Annotated in this window: 19 protein-coding genes; 8 read left to right on the top strand and 11 right to left on the bottom strand. The window is 63.1% G+C overall.

The genetic code is table 11. From position 1 onward, the window contains the following. Positions 1–35 precede the first annotated feature (35 nt). Positions 36–1,256 carry a mandelate racemase/muconate lactonizing enzyme family protein gene (locus V1288_RS01705; RefSeq protein ID WP_334355433.1) on the top strand — a complete coding sequence of 407 codons (1,221 nt, stop codon included), beginning with the start codon at positions 36–38 and terminating at the stop codon, positions 1,254–1,256. A gap of 125 nt (positions 1,257–1,381) precedes the next feature. Here the strand turns inward: V1288_RS01705 and V1288_RS01710 are convergent, their stop codons facing one another. From V1288_RS01710 to V1288_RS01730, 5 genes are all read right to left on the bottom strand, one after another. Beyond that, positions 1,382–2,596, bottom strand: coding sequence for an ABC transporter substrate-binding protein (locus tag V1288_RS01710; protein ID WP_334355434.1), 1,215 nt, complete (start codon positions 2,594–2,596; stop codon positions 1,382–1,384). Between the two features lie 206 nt (positions 2,597–2,802). Further along, a complete protein-coding gene (locus V1288_RS01715; protein WP_334355435.1) occupies positions 2,803–4,848 on the bottom strand; it encodes a hydantoinase/oxoprolinase family protein in 2,046 nt (681 codons plus the stop codon). After that, a complete protein-coding gene (locus tag V1288_RS01720) occupies positions 4,845–6,512 on the bottom strand; it encodes a hydantoinase B/oxoprolinase family protein (protein ID WP_334355436.1) in 1,668 nt (555 codons plus the stop codon). The genes V1288_RS01715 and V1288_RS01720 overlap by 4 nt, the downstream gene beginning before the upstream one ends. A gap of 42 nt (positions 6,513–6,554) precedes the next feature. Further along, on the bottom strand, positions 6,555–7,787 hold the full coding sequence (locus tag V1288_RS01725; protein WP_334355437.1) for an MFS transporter: 1,233 nt from the start codon (positions 7,785–7,787) through the stop codon (positions 6,555–6,557). A 77-nt stretch (positions 7,788–7,864) separates the two neighbouring features. Then, the gene (locus tag V1288_RS01730; protein WP_334355438.1) at positions 7,865–8,710 is read right to left on the bottom strand and encodes a CmcJ/NvfI family oxidoreductase; all 846 of its coding nucleotides are present in this window, start codon (positions 8,708–8,710) and stop codon (positions 7,865–7,867) included. A gap of 205 nt (positions 8,711–8,915) precedes the next feature. Here V1288_RS01730 and V1288_RS01735 point away from each other — a divergent pair, with 205 nt between their 5' ends. Beyond that, positions 8,916–9,185, top strand: coding sequence for a hypothetical protein (locus tag V1288_RS01735; protein ID WP_334355439.1), 270 nt, complete (start codon positions 8,916–8,918; stop codon positions 9,183–9,185). 209 nt (positions 9,186–9,394) lie between these two features. On the opposite strand, the gene V1288_RS01740 is transcribed toward V1288_RS01735, so the two are convergent. Then, positions 9,395–9,694, bottom strand: a complete 300-nt coding sequence (locus tag V1288_RS01740) for an HU family DNA-binding protein (protein ID WP_057851696.1) — start codon at positions 9,692–9,694, stop codon at positions 9,395–9,397. A gap of 427 nt (positions 9,695–10,121) precedes the next feature. Between V1288_RS01740 and V1288_RS01745 the strand changes: the two genes are divergently transcribed. The 4 genes from V1288_RS01745 to V1288_RS01760 all read left to right on the top strand — a co-directional run bounded on the left by V1288_RS01745 (position 10,122) and on the right by V1288_RS01760 (position 15,284). Then, the gene (locus tag V1288_RS01745) at positions 10,122–11,738 is read left to right on the top strand and encodes an ABC transporter substrate-binding protein (protein WP_334355440.1); all 1,617 of its coding nucleotides are present in this window, start codon (positions 10,122–10,124) and stop codon (positions 11,736–11,738) included. Positions 11,739–11,846: 108 nt separating this feature from the next. Then, positions 11,847–12,821 carry an ABC transporter permease gene (locus tag V1288_RS01750; protein ID WP_334355441.1) on the top strand — a complete coding sequence of 325 codons (975 nt, stop codon included), beginning with the start codon at positions 11,847–11,849 and terminating at the stop codon, positions 12,819–12,821. A gap of 4 nt (positions 12,822–12,825) precedes the next feature. Then, entirely contained in the window at positions 12,826–13,656 is an 831-nt protein-coding gene (locus tag V1288_RS01755; protein WP_334355442.1) for an ABC transporter permease, read from the top strand. Continuing rightward, entirely contained in the window at positions 13,653–15,284 is a 1,632-nt protein-coding gene (locus V1288_RS01760; protein WP_334355443.1) for an ABC transporter ATP-binding protein, read from the top strand. The genes V1288_RS01755 and V1288_RS01760 overlap by 4 nt, the downstream gene beginning before the upstream one ends. 61 nt (positions 15,285–15,345) lie before the next feature. Here the strand turns inward: V1288_RS01760 and V1288_RS01765 are convergent, their stop codons facing one another. Continuing rightward, on the bottom strand, positions 15,346–16,650 hold the full coding sequence (locus V1288_RS01765) for an NAD(P)/FAD-dependent oxidoreductase (protein ID WP_334355444.1): 1,305 nt from the start codon (positions 16,648–16,650) through the stop codon (positions 15,346–15,348). 110 nt (positions 16,651–16,760) lie between these two features. Here V1288_RS01765 and V1288_RS01770 point away from each other — a divergent pair, with 110 nt between their 5' ends. Continuing rightward, on the top strand, positions 16,761–17,615 hold the full coding sequence (locus V1288_RS01770; protein ID WP_334355445.1) for a VOC family protein: 855 nt from the start codon (positions 16,761–16,763) through the stop codon (positions 17,613–17,615). Positions 17,616–17,723: 108 nt separating this feature from the next. Here V1288_RS01770 and V1288_RS01775 read toward each other — a convergent pair whose 3' ends face one another. The 3 genes from V1288_RS01775 to V1288_RS01785 all read right to left on the bottom strand — a co-directional run bounded on the left by V1288_RS01775 (position 17,724) and on the right by V1288_RS01785 (position 21,268). After that, a complete protein-coding gene (locus tag V1288_RS01775) occupies positions 17,724–19,382 on the bottom strand; it encodes a regulator (RefSeq protein ID WP_334355446.1) in 1,659 nt (552 codons plus the stop codon). Continuing rightward, positions 19,379–20,089 (bottom strand): cysteine hydrolase family protein, encoded by a 711-nt coding sequence (locus tag V1288_RS01780; protein ID WP_334355447.1) that lies wholly within the window; start codon positions 20,087–20,089, stop codon positions 19,379–19,381. Before V1288_RS01780 ends, V1288_RS01775 begins: the two co-directional genes overlap by 4 nt. Positions 20,090–20,269: 180 nt before the next feature. After that, positions 20,270–21,268 carry a LysR family transcriptional regulator gene (locus V1288_RS01785; protein WP_334355448.1) on the bottom strand — a complete coding sequence of 333 codons (999 nt, stop codon included), beginning with the start codon at positions 21,266–21,268 and terminating at the stop codon, positions 20,270–20,272. Between the two features lie 100 nt (positions 21,269–21,368). Here V1288_RS01785 and V1288_RS01790 point away from each other — a divergent pair, with 100 nt between their 5' ends. Then, positions 21,369–21,917 (top strand): YybH family protein, encoded by a 549-nt coding sequence (locus tag V1288_RS01790; RefSeq protein WP_334355449.1) that lies wholly within the window; start codon positions 21,369–21,371, stop codon positions 21,915–21,917. Positions 21,918–21,923: 6 nt separating this feature from the next. Here V1288_RS01790 and V1288_RS01795 read toward each other — a convergent pair whose 3' ends face one another. Beyond that, on the bottom strand, positions 21,924–23,291 hold the full coding sequence (locus V1288_RS01795) for a hypothetical protein (protein WP_334355450.1): 1,368 nt from the start codon (positions 23,289–23,291) through the stop codon (positions 21,924–21,926). Between the last annotated feature and the right edge of the window lie 98 nt (positions 23,292–23,389).

Below are 23,389 nucleotides of genomic sequence, written 5' to 3' on the forward strand. Positions count from 1 at the left end.
GCCAACCACAACAACAAGCCCCGGGGCAGGAAATCATGAAAAAAGCCACTCAAATCAGAAGCGTCGAAACGCTCGCCTGCGACGCCGGCTGGCGTAACTACCACTTCGTCAAGATCATGACCGAGGACGGCATCGTCGGCTGGAGCGAATATGACGAGGGTTTTGGCGCGCCGGGCGTAACGGCAGCAATCGAGCGGCTTGGCGCGCGCGTGGTCGGCAAGAACGCCTTCCAGCATGAGCGGATCTATGCGGAGCTGTTCGCGGCGACGCGGCCGGCCGCGGGCGGCGTGGTGGCGCTGGCGCTCGGCGCCATCGAGAACGCGCTGCTCGACGTCAAGGCCAGGGCGCTGGGCGTGCCCTGCTATGAACTGCTCGGCGGCAAGATCCGCGACCGCATCCGGGTCTACTGGTCACACTGCGCGACCTGGCGCATCAACCATCCCGACTGGTTCAAGCCCGCCATCACCAGCCTCGATGGCGTCAAATCGATCGGCAACGAGGTGCGCGAAAAAGGCTTTACGGCGATGAAGACCAACATCTTCGTCTACACCGACGGCAAGCCGCAGGGCTGGCGGCCGGGCTTCGGCGCGCCGTTCGAGCCCGAGATCAATGTCGACCGCAAGGTGCTGCGAAACCTCTGCATGCATCTCGAGGCGATCCGCGACGGCGCCGGGCCCGATGTCGACCTGCTGCTCGACCTGAACTTCAACGCCAAGACGGAAGGCTATCTGAAGATACTCCGGGCAATAAAGGACATGGACCTGTTCTGGGTGGAGATCGACACCTTCAACCCGCAAGCGCTGGGCTACATCCGCCGCCAGAGCCCGCACCCGGTCTCATCCTGCGAGACGCTCTTGGGCCTGCGCGAATTCCTGCCCTACTTCAACGAACAGGCGATGGATGTCGCCATCATCGACACGCCCTGGAACGGGGTCTGGCAATCGATGAAGATCGCCGCAGCCGCCGAGCACTTTGAGGTCAACGTCGCCCCGCATAATTTCTACGGCCACCTCTGCACCATGCAGAACGCGCACTTCTCCGCCGCGGTGCCGAATTTGCGCATCATGGAAACCGACATCGATCGCCTGGCGTGGGACCATGAACTGTTCACGCATGTGCCCGAGATCGTCGACGGCCATCTCGTGATGCCGGACCGCCCGGGCTGGGGCACCGAGCCCAACGAGGAAGGCCTGCGCGCCCATCCGCCGAAGAGCAAGGGCGGGCTGTTGAATTACGGGCAGGCTGGGAAGAGGTAGACGCTCGGTCTGCAGTCAGTCGTCATGCCCGGGCTTGTCCCGGGCATCCACGTCTTGACCGTCCATCGGCAAGAAAAGTCGTGGATGGCGGGGTCAAGCCCGGCCATGACGGAGAGTGAGTGACATCAATTATCATTCGGCCTACTCGCGAACGCGCTTTCGATCACGTCGCCGATCGGCTGCCAGGAATTGCCGTCGAACTGCACCAGCCGCATCTGCTCGATCGGATGGAAATCGGCCGGCCCGGTGTTGATCGCAATGCCCGGCAACGCGATCGGACTCTGGTAATTCCTGAGCGACGCCGCCTGCCGCATGATGTTCTCGCGCGACAGGTCGTCGCCGCACTGAGTCAACACCTTGACCAGGGTTTCGGCCGCCGCGTAGCCGAAGATGGCATAGCCATCTTCCCTGTCGCCATCGGGATAGTATCTGTCCATGAAGGCAAGCCATTCCTTGATGGCAGGGTCATCCTTCCAGGTGGTGTCGCTGGCATCCTTCAGGAACGTGGTCGAGATCACGCCGACGGAATTCTGAAGCCCGGCCGGCCTCAGCGCATTCGCGATCGAAGCCGCCGCATTGACCAGCAACAACACGGGATGCCAGCCCAGTTCGGCGGCCCTGCGGATCGCACGCGCCGAGATCGGCGGCGCGCAATTGAGCACGAGCACGTCAGCGCCGGAGTTCTTGAGGATGTCGACCTGGTCATCGATTGACATGTCCGCATCGATGGCGATGTCGGCCACGATCATGTTGGCGGTGAGGCCGAGCCCCTCCTGCAATCCCCGGAACAGATCACGGCCGAACTGGTCGTTCTGCCACAGCACGGCAATCTTCTTGCTGGGATAGGCGGCCTGGATGTAATTGGCGTAGATCCGGCCCTCGGCACGAAACGTCGGCTGCCAGCCCATCGTCCATGGAAATCGCTTCGGATGCCCCCACTCCTCGTCGCCGGAGGCGACAAAGAGCTGGGGGATGCTCCTCTCATTGAGATAGGTTCGCGTCGCCAGATTGCTCGGCGTGCCGAACGATCCGAACATCAGGTGCACGCGCTCCTGCTCGACCAGTTCACGCGTGTGCTCGACTGCCGTTCGCGGATTTGAGCTGTCGTCGCGGGAGATGAATTTGATCTTGCGGCCATTGATGCCGCCGCGCTCGTTGATCATGTCGAAATAGGCGGCCTCCGCCCTGCCGATCGAAGCGAACGCGGCCAGCGGGCCGGTATAGGGCATGATATTGCCGATGCGGATTTCGGTGTCGGTCACGCCAGCAGCCTGGGCCGGCTGCGGGGCGGCCAACAACAATGCGGCGAAGAAGGCTGGTAGCAGCCATTTTATTGTCATCAACCCGGCCTCGAACGCCAAGCTCGCGGGAGCCTGTGACGCCTACCCCCAGCGACCGCGATGATAGCGCCGCAAATGAGGTTGTGAAATCAAATGTTGGCCGCGTAGGGTGGGCAAAGGCGCTTAGCGCCGTGCCACCATCGGTCAGCGTGGACGGACAAATGGTGGGCACGCTTCGCTTTGCCCACCCTACACGCCTCATCGCATCAACGCAGCGCAACATCAAGCCACCCCAACGCATTGACGGTGACTTGATCGCCGGTATCGACCAGCACGGTCGTGGTTTCAGCCTCGATGATCGCGGGACCGGTCAGGGTGTGACCGGGCTGCAGGTCGTCGAGCGCAAAAACCGGGACTTCGCGCCAGCTGCCGAAGAAGGCCTGCCGTTGGCCGCGTGGCGCACAAACGCTGGACGTCGCGGCCGCCCGCGCGCGCTCATCCTGCCGCGCAACTTCGCCGACGGCGGCGACGCGGGCGTTGACGAAGACGACTTCCTGGCCGCGCGAGGCATAGGTGTACAATTCCTCGTGCCTGACGTGAAAGCGGTCCTCGATCCGGTCGACGAGATCGGCGGCGTTCCAGTCGAGACCGTCGAGCGAAACGTCGATTTCAAAGATCTGTTCGCCGTAGCGCATCTCCGCGGAGCGCTCGATCGAAACCGGGCCGTTGAACCATGAGCGCAGCCGGCCGGCGGCCTGCTGTTCAAGTCCGGCAAAGAGCTCGCGCACTTCATCGGCGGTAATGTGCGTCCCGGCACCGTAATGCGTGCGGCTGACTTCGTAGCGAAGATCGCTGGTCAGCATGCCCCAGGCCGACAGCACCGAGGCCACCGTCGGCACGATGATGCGCTTGATCTCGAGCTCACGCGCCACTTCCGCCGCATGCAGGCCCGCCGCGCCGCCAAAACTCAACAGTGCGAACTTTCTGGGATCGACGCCGCGACGCAGTGTCATCAGGCGGATGCCGTCGGCCATGTTGAGATTGATCATTCGGTAGATGCCGGCGGCGGCCTCGACGCGCGACAGCTCCATCGCCTTCGCGATGCGGTCGACGGCGGCTTCCGAGGCGGCACGATCGAGCGGGCGTTTGCCGCCCATGAAGGCGGCTGCATCGAGATAGCCGAGCACGACATTGGCGTCGGTGACGGTCGCGGCCAAGCCGCCATTGCCGTAACAGGCCGGGCCCGGCACCGAGCCGGCACTTTCCGGCCCCACCCGTAGCGTGCGGCTGGCATCGACGCTGGCGATCGAACCGCCGCCCGCGGCGATGCTCGCAATGTCGAGGCTGCGCAGCGCGATCCGCTGGCCCGCGAGCATGCCGTCTGCGGACAGCGAGGCCTGCCCACCCGCGATCAGCGAGATATCCGTGGAGGTGCCGCCCATGTCGAACGGCACGAGATCGGGAATGCCGACCAGATCGGCGCAGCGCCGGCCGCCCGACATGCCACCCGCGGGACCGGACAGCACGGTGCCCGCGGCAAGCCGCGAGGCTTCCTCGACCGGCGCCATGCCGCCATGCGACAGCACAACGAAGAGGCCGCCCTTGAAGCCGGCCTCGATGAGGCGCGCTTCGAGATTGGTCAGATAGTGCCGCACGATCGGTTCGACATAGGCGTTCACGATCGTGGTCGAGACGCGCTCATACTCCTTGATCTGCGGCAGTACGTCGCTGGAGCGCGAGATGCTGATATCAGGCAGCGCCTGCTTCAGCCGTTCGACGGTGGCGAGTTCATGCACGGGATTGAGGTAGGAATGCAGAAAACACACGGCGACCGAGGTCGCGCCTGACTGCTTGATCGCGGCAATCGCCTGATCGAGGGAAGCAGTATCCAGCGGAATCAGAACGTCACCGCTGGCCTTCAGCCTTTCCTTGACACCAAAACGCCGTTCGCGCGGCACCAGGGGTTCCGGTGGCGGCGAGCGCAGATCGTAGCGATCGGGCTTGAGGCCCTCGCGCATCTCGATGACGTCGCGATGGCCTTCAGTGGTCAAGAGCGCAACCTTGGCGCCCTTGCGCTCCAGTAGCGCATTGGTCGCAACCGTGGTGCCGTGAACCAGTCGGTCGGTCGCAGCGAGCATGTCCGCGCGCGTCACGTTCAGCCGCCGCGCCAGTTCTTCCAGGCCCGCCATCACGCCGATGGATTGATCCGCCGGGGTCGACGGCGATTTTGCAAACATCGTCCGCCCGCTCTCGTCCGTGGCCACGAGATCGGTGTAGGTTCCGCCGACGTCAACGCCTATCCTGAACTTCATGAGGACGCTTGCTCCGCCGATGCTTCCGTCAGGCCCTGCTCGCGGTCGCGTTGGCGCGCCTCTGCCGATCGCTTTGCAGGCGGTCCCCACCCGCCGCCACCGGACGAACGTATCTCGAGGCAATCGCCGGGGCGCAGGTCGATGCCGACTTCCTTGGTGAGCAGCACACGCGGCTCGCGGCCCTCGGACAGCAATCGATAGTGATGCGGCTTGCCGTCCTCGCCGCCGAGCATGCCGCAGGGACCGTGGCGCGCGCCATCTCCCGCGGTGTTACCCTTCGCGATCTTTTCAGTCTCCAGCACCAGATCGAGCGCCACGCCGAGGCCGCCGCGATGCTGGCCGTCGCCGCCGGAGCCGGCGCGGAATTCGTGGCGGCGGAAATGCAGGGGGAAGCGCCCTTCGGCGACTTCGAGGCTGCCGAACTTCAGTCCGCCGACCGAGTGCCACTCGCCGATCGACGACCAGCCGTCGCCACCCGACGACGCGCCGCCGCCGGGGCGCGCCTGGAACAGGTGCCAGATGAAATTCCTTCCCGTGCGCGGGTCCTCGCCCTGGATCGCGATCCGGAATCTTCGGCTCCAGCCCGCCATCGCACGCTCCGGACAGGACGCCGACAACGCCTTCACGATGGCTTCGACGACTTCGTTGGAGGGATGGCTGGTGCACAGCGTCACCGGCCGGCCTGGGTCGGCCCACACCACCGTGCCTTGCTTCGCGATCACCTTCAGCGGCCGCAGCGCGCCGGTATTCTTGGGGATTTCGGCATCGATCAGATAGGCAAAGGCCATCGCGACTGCCGCCTGCATATTGGCGTGCGAGGAGTTCACAAAGCTGGTGGATTGCGGATCGGAGTCGGACAGGTCGACCTCGACGTCGCTGCCGTTCTTGGTGACTTTCGCGGCGATGCGGATGTCGGTGCGGCCATGGCCGTCATCGTCGAGAAAGGCCTCGCCGTAAAACACGCCGTCCTTCCAGGTCGAGACGACAGCCCTCGTCTGCTGCTCCGTCGCGTCGAGGATCGCTTCCATGGCGGCTTCCACCACAGGCGCACCGAACTCGGCAAACAATCGCGACAGCCGCCGCTCGCCGAGATGCGCCGCGCCCAGCATGGCGGCAAGGTCGCCGCGGAATTCGCGGGGGTTGCGAATGTTGAGCGCCAGGAGATCGAGCAGATCGTCGCGTAACTTTCCAGCCTCATAGAGCTTGATCGGCGGGACGCGCAGTCCCTCCTGATAGATCTCGGTGGCGGCGGGATTATAGGCGCCATGGGTGGCGCCGCCGATGTCGCTCTGGTGCGCGCGCACGATGGTCCAGAGCAGGCGCTTGTCGCCGGCGAAGACCGGCACGAAGGCGGTGAGATCGGGCAGATGGCTGCCGCCGTAATAGGGATCGTTGAGCAGGATGACGTCGCCCCGCTGCACGTCCTTGAACCGTTCCTCGACCGCGAGCGTTGCCCACGGCAGCGCGCCGACATGGACCGGCAGGTGGTCCGCCTGCGCGATCAGGCGACTGTTCGTGTCGCAGATCGCCAGCGAAAAATCGCGGCTGGAATTGAGTATCTGCGAATAGGAGGTGCGAAGCATGGCTTCGCCCATCTCTTTTACGATCGAGCTGAGCCGGTGCTGGACGACGGAACGCGTGATGGGATCGATGTTGGCGGACATTCGTGGCCGTTTTTGTTGTGGCGCTATCGGAAAGGTCGAGAGCTACGTATACATCAAAAACACAATCGTCCCGACGATCAAGGTCGCAGCCATGAATAGCAGCACTGCGGGCAGGCCGAAGATCGTCGCGACCACGCCGGTCGACGATTGCATCAGCGCTGCGCCGAGGAAAAACGCGAGATTGATTGCCGACAGCGCTTTGCCGGCATTCTGCGCGTCCACGAGTTGCCGCGTCATGCCGTAGAGCAAGGGCTGCGTCGATATCGCGATGCCGATCAGGACGAACAGGGCGGCGTCGATCTGGGCGGGCACCGCTTTCACGCCGAGCAGCTCGGACAGCGGATAATGCGGCGCACCGGCCGCCATCAGAGCGAGCAGCACTGCGGCAAAACAATGCGTGGCGGCCAGCACTTCGCGGCGATGGCCGATCGTACGATCGAGGATTCCCATCAGCACCGGCCCCGCGATCAGCGCGAGCGTGAACAGGCCGAGCATATTGCCCGCCTCGATGCGGCCGAGCGCCTTGATTTCCATCAGCCACGGACCGCCCCATAATCCCCGCAGCACCAGCGAGGCGGCGAGCGACACCAGCGACAGCGCAATCAGGCCGCGAAGTGGTCGCGACAGGCCGATGCGCAGCACTTCGGCCATCTGCGACAATGGTGACGAATGATCGGCATGCGCGGCCGGCTGCTTCGGGACCAGCAGGACGACCGCAATCGCCACCACCGCGCCGAAGCCTGCGGAGATCCAGAATCCCGCGCGCCATCCCCAAAGCTCGACGACAAAGGCCAGCGGGCTCGCCGACAGCAGCATGCCGATATTGCCGATCGACAGGATGATCCCGGACCACAGGCCAAAGCGCGAGGCGGACATCTGTTTTGCCGCCAGCGTCATCGGGCACATCAGCATGCCCGATGTGGCGACGCCGAGCAGGAACTGGCCGAACACAAAACTCTCCGGCCCGGTGGCGAGTCCCGACGCCAGCGCGCCGACGATGGTTCCTGCGAGCAGGCTTAGGGAAACCGGGCGGACGCCGAAGCGATCCATCGCGGCGCCGACCGGAATCTGCGAGGCGGCGAAGGCGAAATGATAGATCGAGGTGAGGCTCGCCAGCGTCTGCGGAGCGGTGCGGAAATCGGCCGCCATCACGTCGAGGCTGATGGCCGGAATGGTTCGCAGCAACGTCGACAGCATGTGGCCGCAGGCCAGCGCCAGCAGCGCAAAAATCAGGACGCGGATGTTGACATCCGCGCCATCGGTCTTGCCGTCCATGATCCGTCTCGCCCCAAAATTGTCTTGGGGCGAGGTATCACCAATATGACGGGAACGCGAATCCGTCCGTTACGCGATCAGCGCTTGTGGAACACCAGTGTCCTGAGCTCGATGCTCTCGCGCGGAGCTGCATCGGCCGGCGTGGTCGGATCGGTGAAGGCAGTGTGCGGCCCAAACCGCGTGCGGCCGTCGGTTGCGGAATCGTAGCACTTCAGCAGCAGCGCCTCGTCGGTCCTCATTTCCGGAATGTAGTACCAGCGATGGTTCGGATTGTACCTGACGGAGTAGGTCTCGCCGCTGCGGTTCGGATAGATCAGGTCGGAGGCGACGAGATCGCCAGCCTCGACGGTCTGCCCGTCGCACATGGCAAGCGGCGCATCGCGCAGCGGCTCCCGGATCGGCCGCCACACATTGATGACCTGCACGCGCCCTTTCAGGAGTTCGTCAGCCTCGGCGGGCAGATGCTCGCGAACGCGATTGGCGCCCGAGACGTCGGTCTGGTCGACATGGACCCGCGTGGCCGGCTGACGCGGACCGGCACCCCTGATATCGGCGGCGCCCTCGACGCGCTTGCGTACGGTGTGATCGAAGATGAAGACGCGGTCCGCCTTTAGCGTTGCCTTCAGGAAGGCCTCCACCGCCGGATAGTAGACGCCTCTCACTTCCTTATCGTCGTAGAAATTTTTGACGATAGTGGGATGGCGGACCAGCGCGAAACCTTCACGGTCCAGCGAGAGGTTGCCGGCGATCAGACGCGCGTCGAAGATCGGGACGTTGTGCGGTTCAGGCAACGCGGTGGATTTGGGTTCGCCTGGCGGCGGATCGAAAGCGTAGGTGCGCGGCTTTCCTGGGGTAGGCGCGAGATAGTTCAGCTCGGCGGTGACGAAGGGAAGCGATTCGAGTTTTGCTTGTTGCAGGCCCATGGTGGTCTCCTGGACTCCATTGTTTGTTCTGTTTGATGTTGGCGGGACCGCCGAGCCTCGCAAGGCGCGTTAGAAAATAGCAAATTTGCCGTTCCCGACCGCGGCAAACGGGAAAAATCCTTGTCTGAAGCGCCGCCCGAACCGCAAGATATTTCGAGCCTTCACGCGCTCGTCATAGGACGCGAGCGCGCGTTACAGGGCGAGCTTGATCATGGCGGCGCTCGGAACCATGATGCCTTTCGAGCCGATAACGTTGCTCAACACCGCCTTGCTGGTCGGCCTGATCATGAGCGATCGATGGGGTGACGCGGCGCAGGCCCCGGACATGGATTTCGAGGTATTTGGATTTCGAGGTATTTGCCAAGAACTGACGGAGGAATTCGCCAACCTGGCGTGCTTCCTCGCCACCGAGCGGGGATCGTTCCTCACCGGCGCCGCCATCAATATCGACGGCGGCTGTTCGCCGGTGGTGTAAGGCGGATTTGACGCCGAAGGTGCGCCGCGCTCAGGTCATCTCGCCCCGCGTGCGGGGAGAGGTCGAAATTTGCGCTAGCGAATTTCGGGTGAGGGGGACTCTCCGCGAGTACCCCTGTTAGCGAGGTTGCGGAGGCAGCCCCTCACCCCAACCCTCCAAGAGCGAGCTTTCGCCCGTCTCGACCCCGTGAAGACCGGGGAGAGGGATTCTTACACCGCGTCCTTGGCGGCCTTGACCGGGCGGGCCCGGACGATCTTGCGGGCCGGCTTGGCCTTGAACATCATTTCCTCGCCCGTGAAGGGGTTGGTGCCCTTCCGAGCCTTGGTCGCCGGCTTCTTGACCACGACGAACTTCGCGAAGCCGGGGACGAGGAACACCCCGTTCTTCTTGAGCTCCTTGTGGCCAACGTCAACGAGCGTGTCCATCACGTTCTTGACTTCCTTCTTCGAAACTTCGGTGGTGGTCGCGATCTTTTCGATCAGCTGCGACTTAGACATTTGGGTAGCCATGGTTGCTCCATTGATTCTGGCACAGGCGACGATATGGCGGAAAACGCCTAAAAAACAGGGTTTCCGACATTCTGCACAACTATCTCGCTAGTCGAGTTGCAGTGATTCGTCCAATTTTTCGCTGGTTTTTTGGCCTCGGAAGCGGTCCGGAGCCTATTTTTATGGGGGTTTAGCTCGTCTACCCGCCCCATTTTCGAACAATCCCAGACTGCCGGGCGGCTTCTGCTTCTATTCAGGCGAGCCGCAATCGCCTGCGCCTGCGCAAAAATAAGCAGACCGATTACGCGCTGAGCACGTTGTTTTCAGGAAGGATTTTCCGCTCCGCGCGGCGATTAGAAAATGACTCGCGTTCCCGTTCCATCGTAACATCCCTCTCAAGGCGGGCGCCCGAACGGTTCGCCATCAATAGTATGTCCGGAGACTTCGCATGGATTTGACGCGCCTTGAGATCAATCGCCGCACCGCGCTGCTGACGTCGGCAGCCATCGCGGCCAACGTGATCAATCCGATGCGGGCTTTCGCGCAGGAAACGCCGCGCAAGGGCGGCGTGTTTACCGTGCATTACGCCGCCGAGCAGCGCCAGCTCAACCCGAGCATCCAGGCTTCCACCGGCGTCTACATCATCGGCGGCAAGATCCAGGAGAACCTGGTCGATCTCGACGCCAACGGCCAGCCGGTCGGCGTGCTCGCCGAAAGCTGGGAAGCCTCGCCCGACGGCAAGACCGTGACCTTCAAGCTGCGCAAGGGCATCACCTGGCACGACGGCAAGCCGTTCACCTCGGCCGACGTCGAATTCACCGCCATGAACATGTGGAAGAAGATCCTCAACTACGGATCGACGTTGCAGTTGTTCCTGACCGAGGTCGAGACGCCGGACGCGCAGACCGCGATCTTCAAGTACGAGCGGCCGATGCCGCTGAACCTGCTGCTTCGCGCCCTGCCCGACCTCGGCTACATCTCGGCCAAGCATCTCTATGAGAGCGGCGACATCCGCCAGAACCCGACAAATCTTTCGCCGGTCGGCACCGGCCCGTTCAAGTTCGTCAAATACGAGCGCGGACAATACATCATCGCCGACCGCAATCCGGACTACTGGCGTCCCAACGCGCCCTATCTCGATCGCATCGTCTGGCGCGTCATCACCGACCGCGCCTCGGCCGCGGCGCAAATGGAAGCCGGCGAACTTCATTACGCTCCATTCTCAAGCCTGACGATTTCGGATCTGGCGCGGCTCGGCAAGGACAAGCGCTTCATCGTCTCGACCAAGGGCAATGAAGGCAACGCCCGCACCAATACGCTCGAGTTCAACTTTCGCCGCAAGGAGCTGTCCGACATCAAGGTTCGCCGCGCCATCGCGCATGCGATCAACGTGCCGTTCTTCATCGACAATTTTCTCGGCGACTTCGCCAAATTGGGTACCGGGCCGATCCCCTCGACCTCGACCGATTTCTATCCGGGGCCGAACACACCGCAATATCCGTACGACAAGGCCAAGGCCACAGCCCTGCTCGACGAAGCCGGCTTCAAGGCGGGCCGCGGCGGCACGCGCTTCTCGCTGAAGCTGTTGCCCGCCCCCTGGGGCGAGGACATCTCGCTGTGGTCGACCTTCATCCAGCAATCGCTCGGCGAGATCGGCATTCCCGTCGAGATCGTGCGCAACGATGGCGGCGGCTTTCTCAAGCAGGTCTATGACGAGCATGCTTTCGATATCGCGACCGGCTGGCACCAGTACCGCAACGACCCCGCCGTCTCGACCACGGTCTGGTACCGCTCGGGGCAGCCCAAGGGCGCGCCCTGGACCAACCAATGGGGCTGGGAGGACAAGAACGTCGACAAGACCATCGACGATGCCGCGACCGAAGTGGACCCGGCCAAGCGCAAGGCGCTGTACGCCCAGTTCGTCAAGGAAGTGAATACCGAGCTGCCGGTCTGGATGCCGATCGAGCAGATCTTCGTCACCACGATCACGGCGAAGGCACGCAACCACTCCAACACCCCGCGCTGGGGTTCGACAAGCTGGCACGATCTTTGGCTTACAGCATGATCCGGAAAAGTGGGCTCCGGTTTTACGAAGAGATCATGCTCAGACAAAAAAGAAAGCGGGATGACAAAAGTCATCGCGCGCTGACGCTATCTCCGCCAGTATAGGCGCATGCGCATCCTTGGCCTTGCGGGGCGACGGCTTGCCGCCTCGATTCCGACTCTGGTTCTGATTCTGATCGGCGTGTTCCTGCTGCTGCAGTTCGCGCCGGGCGACACCGTTGACGCGATGATGGCGCAGATGGGCGGCGGCGATGCCGCGACCGCCAGGGAGCTGCGAAAATTCTACGGGCTCGACCTCTCGATCCCGGCGCAGCTTGGCCACTATCTCTGGCGGCTGGTGCGGCTCGATCTCGGCTTCTCCTCGATCTACGGCAAGCCGGTGGCGTCGGTCATCCTGGAGCGGCTGCCGCCGACTATCCTTCTGATGACCGCGTCGCTGTCGTTTGCGTTCTTCTTCGGGCTCGTGTTCGGGGTGATCGCCGCCCGCGGCGTCAACCGCTGGCCGGACACGCTAATCTCGACGCTTGGCCTGATCTTCTATGCGACGCCCTCGTTCTGGTTCGGGCTGATGGCGATCGTGGTGTTTTCCGTTTATCTGCAATGGCTGCCGCCCGGCGGGTTTGAGGACATCGGCACGGTGCGAACCGGCATCTGGCGCGTGTTCGATATTGCAAGCCATCTGGTGCTGCCGACACTGACGCTGGGGCTGATCTTTCTAGCAATTTACCTGCGCATCATGCGCGCCTCGATGCTGGAAGTGCTCAATCTCGACTATGTCCGCACCGCGCGGGCAAAAGGCCTCGACGAGACGCGCGTGGTGACGCGGCACGTGCTGCGCAACGCGCTGCTACCGATGGTGACGCTGATCGGGCTGCAGGCCGGCACCATGCTCGGCGGATCCGTCGTCGTGGAAAGCGTGTTCTCACTGCCGGGCCTCGGGCGGCTCGCCTATGAATCGGTGGTGCAGCGCGACCTCAACACGCTGCTCGGCATCGTGTTCGTCTCGGCGCTGCTCGTCATCACCGTAAACTTCGTCGTCGATCTGATCTATGCGCGGCTAGATCCACGCATCACGGCGGGTTAAGGCGATGGATGCGGTCAAGCGCTATTTCCGAAGTCCCGCCGCCGTCGCCGGCCTGATCCTGCTGTTGATCGTGATCGCGATGGCGATCTCGGCCGGCTGGTTCTTTCCACGCGATCCGTTGGCGCTGGCCGGCCGTCCCCTGATCTGGCCGTTCTCCAATCCGCGCTTCCTGCTCGGCACCGACAATTCGGGCCGCGATATCGCCGCTCAGATCTTCTACGGTGCGCGGATATCGCTGCTGATCGGTGGCGTCGCCACCGCGATTGCGATCCTGATCGGCATCCTCGTCGGCGCCTTCGCCGGCTATTACGGCGGCTGGGCTGACAATGTGCTGATGCGGATCACCGAAGCGTTCCAGACGCTGCCGAACTTCGTGCTGCTGCTGGTGCTGGTCGCCGTGTTCGGCTCGACGCTGACCACCGTCACCATCGCGGTCGGCGTGGTGTCATGGCCGGCGCCGGCGCGGCTGACCCGCGCCGAGTTCCTGTCCTTGCGCAACCGCGAATTCGTCCAGGCCGGGCGGACGCTCGGCATGAAAAACGTCCAGCTCATCTTTGGCGAGATCCTGCCCAATGCGCTGCCGCCGGTCATCGTCTACGCCAGCGTGGTGATGGCGGTCGCGATCCTGCTTGAAAGCGCGCTCGCGTTCCTGCGGCTGTCCGATCCCAACGTAGCGTCCTGGGGCAATCTGATTGGGCTGGGCCGCGACGTGTTGCGGGTGCAGTGGTACGTCTCGGCGATCCCCGGGATCGCCATTTTGGTCACCGTGCTGGCGGTGTCGCTGGTCGGCCAAGGGCTCAACGACGCACTCAATCCGAGGCTGAAGGGGCGATGAGCGAGCAAGACTCCATCCTCTCGCTCGAGCAGTTGAGCGTCCGCCTGCCCCGCGGCGCGGACCGGGCGCATGCGCTTCGGGATGTGTCGCTGGAGATCGCGTCCAACGAAATCCTCTGCGTGGTCGGCGAATCCGGCTCCGGCAAGTCGATGATGGCGAATGCCGTCATGCGGCTGCTGCCCAATGAGGTGACGATCGACGGCGGCCGGATGATGTTCGAAGGCCGCGACCTCTGCGCGGCTTCGGTTGGCAAAATGCGCGAGGTGCGCGGCGCCGGCATTGCGATGATCTTCCAGGAGCCGATGACCGCGCTCAACCCGCTACGCACCATCGGCGACCAGATCGCCGAGATGTTTTCGATCCATACCGAATTATCGAAGGCCGAAATCAACGCGCGGGTGCTGGCACTGCTGGCGGATGTGCGGATTCCCGAGCCGAAGGTGGCGGCAAAGGCCTATCCGCACGAGTTGTCCGGCGGACAACGCCAGCGCGCCATGATCGCGATGGCGCTGGCGCTCGATCCAAAACTTTTGATCGCGGACGAGCCGACCACCGCGCTCGACGTCACCACGCAGGCGCAGATCCTGAAACTGATCCGTGACCTGCAGCAGCGACGCAGGACCGCGGTCATGTTCATCACCCATGATTTCGGCGTAGTCGCCGAGATCGCCGACCGCGTGGTGGTGATGCAGCACGGCATCATCGTCGAACAGGGTACGGCCGCCGACGTCCTGCACCATCCACAGCATGCCTACACAAAACAGCTCATCGCCGCCGTCCCGCCGCTGAAGGCGCCGCCGCCGCGGGCGCTCGCGGCCGACAATATCCTGACGATTGCAGATGTCTCGAAAACCTATCGCACCGGCGGCTTTCTGGGACGTGGCGCGCGGGTGACGCCGGCCGTGAGGAATGTCTCACTCAACCTGCCGCGCGGCGCCACGCTCGGCATCGTCGGCGAGTCCGGCTCGGGCAAGTCGACGCTGGCACGCTGCATCGTGCGGCTGATCGATCCGGATACTGGCGCAATCGTGCTCGACGGCAGCGACTGGGCGAAGATGCCACGTGAAAAAGTGCGCCGCGAGACGCGGCATATCCAGATGGTGTTTCAGGACCCGTTCGCTTCCCTCAATCCGCGCCGCAAGGCGGCCGAACTGGTGGCGCAAGGACCGATCGTGCACGGCACGCCGCGCGCGCAGGCGATTGCAAACGCCAAAGAACTGTTTTCCCTGGTCGGTCTCGATCCTTCCTCCGCCGATCGCTATCCGCATGAATTCTCCGGCGGCCAGCGGCAGCGCATCGGGCTGGCGCGGGCGCTGGCGCTGAAGCCGGACGTGCTGGTCGCCGACGAGCCGGTGTCGGCGTTGGATGTCTCCGTGCAGGCGCAGGTGTTGAAGCTGCTCGCGGAATTGCGCGCACGGCTGGGGCTTTCGATCGTCTTCATCACACATGATCTGCGCGTGGCCGCACAAATCTGCGACCTCGTGGCCGTGATGAAGGATGGTGAAGTAGTGGAACATGGGCCGGCGGCGGAGGTGTTCGGCAATCCGCAGCATCCGTATACGCAGGCGCTGCTCGACTCGATCCCCGGCGGGGAATTTGCGAGAGAGCATGCGACGGAAGCGGTGTAGGTGCACTCCCTCTCCCCGCCCTTTGCGGGGAGAGGGAGAAGTGGCACCTCCCTTGCTCACATCACGCCATCTCGCGTGCATCTCTGCGGCGGTAGACCAGCAGCATCAGCGGCGCCAGCTTGCGCAGAATGCCGTGGGCCACAATGGGCACCGGCTCGGTGAACGGCAGCGCCAGTTCGTTTACGGGCACGCCGCGGACGGCTTTTGCCAGTTCATTGCCGAGCGGAATCGTCAGCGCCACCGCACGGCCGTTGCAGCCGGTCCAGCCATAGGCGTTGGGGCCGAGCTTGTGGATGCGCGGCAGGAAATCCGTGGTCATGCCGACATAGCCGTTCCAGACATAATCGAACGAGACCTCGCCGATCTGCGGCCATAGCCGCTGCAGCCGCTCGGTGACGCGCGCCTTGATGCGTTCCACCTTGTTGCCGGGGCCGATCACCGCGCCGCCGGTGACGAGACGGTTTCGGGCGTCGTAGCGCGCGAAATAAAGCTCGCCATGGGTATCCGACATCGCCTGCCGGCCGGGAATGATGGTTTTGCGAACGTTGTCGGACAAGGGCTGCGTCGCCATCTGCCAGGACAGCACCGGCATCACCTCGTGCGCAATCTGCGGCACCAGCGATTTGGAGAACTCGCCGCTATAGGCATTGGTCGCTACGACCAGCGCGCGGCCACTAATTTCGCCCTTGGCGGTCCTGACCACCCAGCGGTCGTTGCGCCGTTCAAAGCTTTCTGCCGGCGAGCGCACATAGATGCGCGCGCCGAGATCGAGCACGGTGTGCGCGAGGCCGCGGGCCAGCGCCAGCGGATTGATGTGGCCGCCGGTCCTGTTCCAGAAACCGCCGAACCATGCATCGGACCCGAGCATGTCCCGCGTCTGCTCGCGCGACAGCAGTTCGACCGGCGCGCCGAATTTCGACCATTGCCGCACGCGACGTTCGGCGATCTTGATGCGGCCGGGCGAATGCACCGGCTGAACCCAGCCGGCCTGTTCCGCCTCGCCATCGATGTTGTAGCGCCTTGTCACGTCGAAAAGATATGAGGCGCTGTCGCGTAGCATGCCGACAAAACGTTCTCCCGCCTCGCCGTGTTTTGCGACAATGTCCTCCGGATCGGGCCGCGACAGTGTCGGAATCACCTGGCCGTTGTTGCGCCCCGAGGCGCCCCAGCCCGGCTCCGCTGCCTCGACGATCGCAACGTCGACGCCGGCCTCGCGCAGATGCAACGCTGCGGAAAGGCCGGTAAAGCCGCCGCCGATCACAATCACGTCCGCCTGCTGTGTTCCGGTCAGTTCGGGCAGTTCAGGTCCCGATGGAGTCATCGCGGACCATAGGGAATCGGGCCAGCGGACGTTGCTCGTGTTCATCGTGATCCTTTCTTGCGGGCGCCTTATCCTTGCAGAGGCCTTGTCTCCTTGCAGGGGCTTTGTCGTTCTGCTTAGTTTAGCCCCCTGACATGCCCAGAGGAAATAAAAGAGTGGCACTCAAAAACGTCATCGGAATCGATCACGCCGTGGTCATGGTGAAGGACCTCGACAAGGCTGCCGAGAATTACAAGCGGCTGGGCTTCACCGTATCGCCGCGCGGCACCCACAGCGCGCATATGGGATCGGGCAACTACACCATCATGTTCGACCCTGATTATATGGAATTGCTCGGCGTGCTGACGCCGACAGAACATAATGCTCCGGCGCGGGCGCATCTTGAAAAGAATGGCGAAGGCATCGAGCGCATCGCGTTCACGGCGGTGGATTCCGCCGAGGGCGCCGAAGAGATTCGCGCGCGCGGCTATCCGCCGATTGGCCCGACCGACTTCGAGCGGCCGGTGACGATGCCGGACGGCACGATATCCGCGGCCAAATTCAGGACCTTTCAATGGCCGACGGCGGAAGCTCCGGGCGGCGTGCGCATCTTCGCTTGCCAGCACAAGACGCGGGAGACGGTGTGGATTCCCGAACTGATGAAGCACGCCAACGGTGCCAAGCGGTTGAAGCAGGTGCTGATCGTCACCCCGGAGCCGGCAGACGACGCCGCACAACTCGCGAGCATGATCGATCGTGAGGCAAGGATCGAACCTGACGGCGTCATTGCAGTCCCCTCGGGCGGCGACCGCGCCGATTTCGTATTCCTGACAAAGAGCCAACTCGGCATCCGCTATCCCGGCGTCCCGCTGGCCGGCCTGCCCGAGCGCGGTGGTGCGGGGCTCGTGATCGCGGCCGATGTCGCGGCGGCGGAGAAGGCGCTCGGTGCTGTCGGCGTGAAAAGCGCTGATGGCGTTGTAGTGCCGCCGGCGCAAGGCAACGGCACGATGCTGGCGTTTGTGAAGGCGTAAGGGGCTCGTATCCGTTCTGAGTTTGCGGAGGCAGCCCCTCACCCGACCCTCTAAGAGCGAGCTTCGCTCGTCTCGACCCCGCAAGAGCGGGGCGAGGGAGAAGGAAGCTCACTCCGCCGGCGTCGCGGCCGCCACCGCCGGGTGCGCGCTGTAGTCGACGCTCAGACTGGTCTTCGCCAGCGCGAACAGCCCGGTCGCCATCACCACATAAGCCAGCGCCACCCCCGGCGTGACGCCGAGGCCACCACCGATGCCGACGGCTTCGCCGTGCATGAAACCGAAATAGGTCATGACCGCCCCGGCCAGCGCAAAGGCTGAAGCTTTAAGAAAATCGCGTTCGATCACAAACACGCCGATCGCGCCCAGCACGAGGCCCGCGAGGATCGAGCCGCCGCCCATCACTTCGAGACCGTGATAGAGCACGCCCTGCTGCGGCAGCGCTGCAATCGCGGCCGCCCTCACCGCATCCGCCTTGTCGGCGGCAAGTCCGCCAACCGTCTGCGCCGCGGTCATGGTCGACGCGAGCATGGTGTCGACCTGCAGCTTCGCCCATGCGGCAAGATGCGGCGTCAGCGCCAGCACGATCGCGGGTGCATGCTTGACCGGCGTGGTCTGGAACGCCTGCGCGCCGATCAGCATGCCGATATAGAGCAGGATCGGCGAGATCGCGACCACCGGCACCAGCGCCAGCAGCACCGAGATGACGCCGAACCAGCTTAGCAGCACCACCATGATGCCGGTCGCCGCCGAATAGCCGATCCGCCCGCCCATCGCCTTCCAGCCGGGATGGCCGATATAGACCGCGTTGATGAAGGGATTGCCCATCAGGCAGCCGATCAGGCTGACGACGCCGTCTGCAGTGAGCACGCGCGTGGTCGGATATTCGTCGCCGGCCGCTTCCGCGCTTTCGACGTTATCCATGGCCTCGACGAGATCGTAGATGCCGAACGGGATTGCGGTCACGAGAATGACGCCGAGAAATTCAAAGCCGGAGAAGACGTGGCCGAAGGCCGGCAACGGCACCGAGAAGCCGAAATTCGCAAAGGCATCGCCGACGCCCTTCAGGCTCAGCCCGCCGAGGCCGAGACCGAACAGGTTCGATCCCCAGGCGATGATCATGCCGACCGCAATGGCGACGAGGCCGGCCGGCATGCCCCTCCAATATTTCACGCCGCCGAACCAGCTCACCAGGATGATAGCGAAGCAGACGAGGCCGATCTGCGGCGTCATGTACATTTCCAGCGCCGGGCGCATCGAGATGAAGGTGACAGAGACGCCGGCCAGCGTGCCGAGCAGCGCCGCACGCGGGGTGATCTTCCTGATGTAGGGTGCGATGAAGCCGCCGATCATCAGGATAAAACTCTGGAAGAACACCCAGACCAGGCCGGCCGACCAGCCCTTGATGGGATCGCCGGTCTTGAGCGTGATCGGCAGCATGATCACGAAGGTGACGATGAACATATGCGGGACGCTGACGCCTGACGGCAGCGCGCAGACGTCGCTGCGGCCGGTCTTCTGCGCCAGTCTGTAGGCGAGATAGGCGTAGTAGAAGGTGGAGAGGCACATCATCAGGCCGAGCGCCGGCAGGATGCGGCCGAACACGATGCTGTCAGGCATCTTCAGTACGAAGCGCAACAGCCCGGTCAGCACCAGCATGTTGACGAGAATGTTGGTGCCGAAACCGAACAGCGCGTTCCAGTCGCCCGGCGTCCACAAGGCCGGCTTGAAAGTGGATGTTCCTGCAGTCCCCGTCGTGCCCGTGCTCATCGCAATCCCCCTGCTACTGCCGCCCTTGGAATCTCCAGTGAAAGCGCTTGCAGCACCGCGGCCGAGTCGGAGACCCAGCCGAAGATGCCGCCCTGGGCCTTGATCATCTTCAGGCCCATCTCGTGGAATTCGGGAAAGTAGGATGCGCAGCCATCGGCCAGCACCACGCAGCGATAGCCGCGGTCGTTGGCCTCGCGCACGGTGGTATTGACGCAGACTTCTGTTGTGACGCCGCAGACCAGCAAATTCTCGATGCCGTAACGCTGCAGCACGTCGCCGAGCTCGGTGGCGTAGAAGGCGCCCTTGCCCGGCTTGTCGATCACGATCTCGCTGTCGAGCGGATACAATTCGGGAATAATGTCGTGGCCGGCTTCGCCGCGAACGAGAATGCGCCCCATCGGCCCGGGATCCCCGATCCGCAATGACGGCGCGCCGCGCTCGACCTTCGCGGGCGGCGCGTCCGACAAATCGGGCAGATGGCCCTCGCGGGTGTGAATAACCAGCATGCCGGCCGCGCGCGCCGCATCCAGCACCGACGCGATCGGCTGCACCGCCCGCGCGAGCCGGCTGACGTCATTGCCGAGCGTCTCGCCAAAGCCGCCCGGCTCCATGAAATCGCGCTGCATGTCGATGATGAGAAGCGCAGTCGCCGCCCAGTCGAGCGCGATCGGCTCCGGCTCCGCTCTGAGCTTTGCTGAGTTCGCCATGACGTACGCGCCCCCGAACGAGAGAACTCTCAAGGCGAAGTCAAGCAAGGCGCGTGCCATTGTGTACAATGGCGCCAGGCGGTCGGGCTGGGGAAAATCAATTGTATTGTCAGCCCGTTATTCGCTAATGCTGATCTCAGCCCGCCTTTATCGAACGCACGACAAGCGAGCAGTTGCCCATTAGCTGTGCATGCTGCGATTGCGCTTGCCCGAACGACGAACGAACGATCTGGCATTTCCTGTTTCTACCTGTCCCAACAACTGGACCATCCAGGCAAGGCCGGCATCCATCATCGCCACTTTCGGAAGGACGATATTGATCGAGAAGCGCGGCAGCGGCAGCGGCGCCTTGACGGCAACGACGTTGAAGCGGGCGCCATGGATCTCGATAAACCGTCGCGGCAGCGCGGAGACCATCTCGGTCTCGGCCAGCACCGAAAGGGCAAAACTGAAGTTTGGCACGGTCAGGGCCACGCGCCGTGTCAGGCCTTTCCCGGCGAGTTCAACATCCACGAATCCGGTAACATCACCGGTATGCGAAACAACGAGATGCTCCATCTCGCAGTAGCGCTTGAGGGTCGGATTACGCTGGAACGAATGCCCTTTTCTGACGGCGATGACGAACTCTTCCTCGTAGAGCTTCTGTTTATGGAAACGGACCGGAATATCGTCGAAGGGAATGATCGCGATATCTATTGCCCGATCTTCGAGCTCCTTCAACGCATCCCTCCACGCCAGATGAAGCGCGGTGAAGCCTTGCACCGGAAGGAGCTGCCGGATGCCTACATCGACACCCGGCGCCAGCCCATGCAACGTCTCCAGCAGCGAAGGCAGGATGACCGACGACACGCCATCCGGCGCTCCAATGACGAAACGGCGCGTCGAATGCAGCGGATCAAATGGCGCAGCCGTTGAGACGACGCCGCGGATGCCCGCGAGAATTTCACCCACTGATGTCGCGAGCTGAAGTGCGCGGTCCGTCGGAACGACGCCTTTCGGGGTCTTGAGAAACAAGGGGTCGCCCAGCAGCGTGCGCAGGCGGCCGAGTCCATGGCTGATGGCAGACGGCGAAAGATGTAGCCGCTCCGCCGACCGGCCGACGTGCCGCTCCTGAAAGACGATCTCGAACAGTACGAGAAGGTTGAGATCGATCCGCGAGAGGTCAATTTGGTTCAGCATAATGCTGAAATCATATCACTGGATTCATCATGATTGAAATGGGATTCGGGCAGCATCGCCGGTAGGTCGCCGGCCGCACGCGAATGGAAAGGTACGGAAAATGCTCAAATCAAACCGCTGGATGCGTTTGGCGCTGAAGGCCGCTCTCGCAATGCCGCTGTCGGCGAGCGCCGCACAGCAGCCGATGTCGACAAGTCCGGAGCAGGAAATTGCTGATCTGGTCAGGAAGACCGAGGCGCGGGCTTCGGCTTTCATGCGCGGCGACATGGATAAATGGTCCGGCCTGATGCGCATCGCGGATGATTTTACGCTGATGCAGCCGTTTGGCGGTGAACCCAGCCGCGGTTTTGACGCGAGTCCCGAGCGGCTGGCGCGGCTCGCCAGCTATTTCAGAAACGGCGACGCCAAAGTCGAACTGGTCCAATCCTACGCGTCAGGCGATCTGGTCGTCCTTGCCGTGATCGAGCGTGAGCACGGCGAAGTCGGCGGCCTGCCCGATCAGGACTGGTCGCTGCGGGTGACGCTGGTCTATCGCAGGCAAGGCACGGAGTGGTGGCTGGTTCACCGCCATGCCGACCCGCTCGTGCGCAACGTCGGGCTTGAGACCGCAGCCGCATTGGCCCGCAGCGCAAATCCCGACAAGAAATGAGGCGGTCTAATTCCCGTTAAGCAGCGGGGTCCCGAATGCCCGCCGCCAGACCGACAGAAAACGCGGAAACCAGGAGTGAGCGACTGCGCCCTGATAGGCCCATGTGCGATACTTCTGCCCCTCTTCGGACAGAAGCTCCTGATATCCGCCGTGCCTTTCGGTCGCGGCACGAATGTCGCTCAAAATATCCTGCGCGCAGGACCTGTACCTATCGGTGCCGGAGTGTTCGTCGTACTCCAGCATGCGATCGGCGAATTCGACGTTGAACGTCGGCCATGACGAACGCCCCTGGTAGGCGGGCGCTGCGATCTTGTGGATCATCTTGTTCAACGGGTTATCCGCGGACACCAGGAAGTGAGACGTGCCCGGTATTCGAAACCGCGGTTCGGCGAGTATCAAATCCGTCGTTGCGGCGAACAACGCACGTTCACCCTCGTCGCTCAAATCCCAAAATCCCCGCTGCACGTTGACGAAATCGAGCGCGATGGAAGACGCCGGCGGCTCGCTGCTGTGCAAGGCATGCCTGATGTAGCCAGGCTTGCCGAACAACCGGAGCAGCTCCTTTTTGTATTGCGAGAGTTCGCGTCCGAGCACGGCTTCCAGCTCGATCCGGTCGATCACCCCGAGGTCTATCCCGCGAATAAAAGTCGCGTAAACGCATGCATTGGTGACAAATCGCCGGCGTTCGGCGCGGGTATCGGTTGCGGCGGAACGCGGTGCGGTGACGTCACACAGCAAAACGGCGACGCCGCCGTCCTCAAACGGCTCCAACGCTGCCGCAAGTTGAAGTATCGCGTTCTTCAGATCCTTGCGATACTCGGCAAGCAACAAACGGCCGGCATGCGCGCCTTGCGACATCGCCAGATACGGCGATGCCCTTTGGTCCGCCCGGATGATTTGCTCCAGACCCGCGAGGACGCCCAATAGCGTATCCGATGGCAGCGAGAAATAATTGACGCCGATATACCGATCGCGTCCTGCGGGAACGATGGTCGTCGTGACGACATTGGCGCGGACAGCCTCCAGCAGCAGCCGGACGCTTTTTTCGAGCAAGCGAACCCGGCGGATGGCATCGTCGGAATCCATGATGGTCTCGGGATCGAGAACATCGGGATAAAACCAGGCGAAATCCCGCGGGTAATAGGCGGTTGCGTGCGGTGCCCCCGTGACGAGAAAAGCTTCCCGCGGCGAAAATGCGCTGTCGACCGCATGCCGGTACAGTTCATCGATTCCCAGCGACAGGCGATGCGCTCTTCTCAGGAACCGATCGCTGAGAAAATTGACCGCCTGAATACCGTTGGCGATGCAGCTTGCAATCAGTCCCTGATAAAATCGGTATGCGCGATGTGACGGAAATGAAATATCACTATTCATAGGTTTGGATGATCGATGTCCGGGGCTTCGAGGTCACGCGTTGGTACCCAAACATGATTGATTCGTCTCTCCGCGAAAGCGCGGTGATTTGTCATCGA

Origin of the sequence: Bradyrhizobium sp. AZCC 2176, assembly GCF_036924645.1 — a bacterium.
In the GTDB taxonomy this organism is placed as follows: domain Bacteria; phylum Pseudomonadota; class Alphaproteobacteria; order Rhizobiales; family Xanthobacteraceae; genus Bradyrhizobium.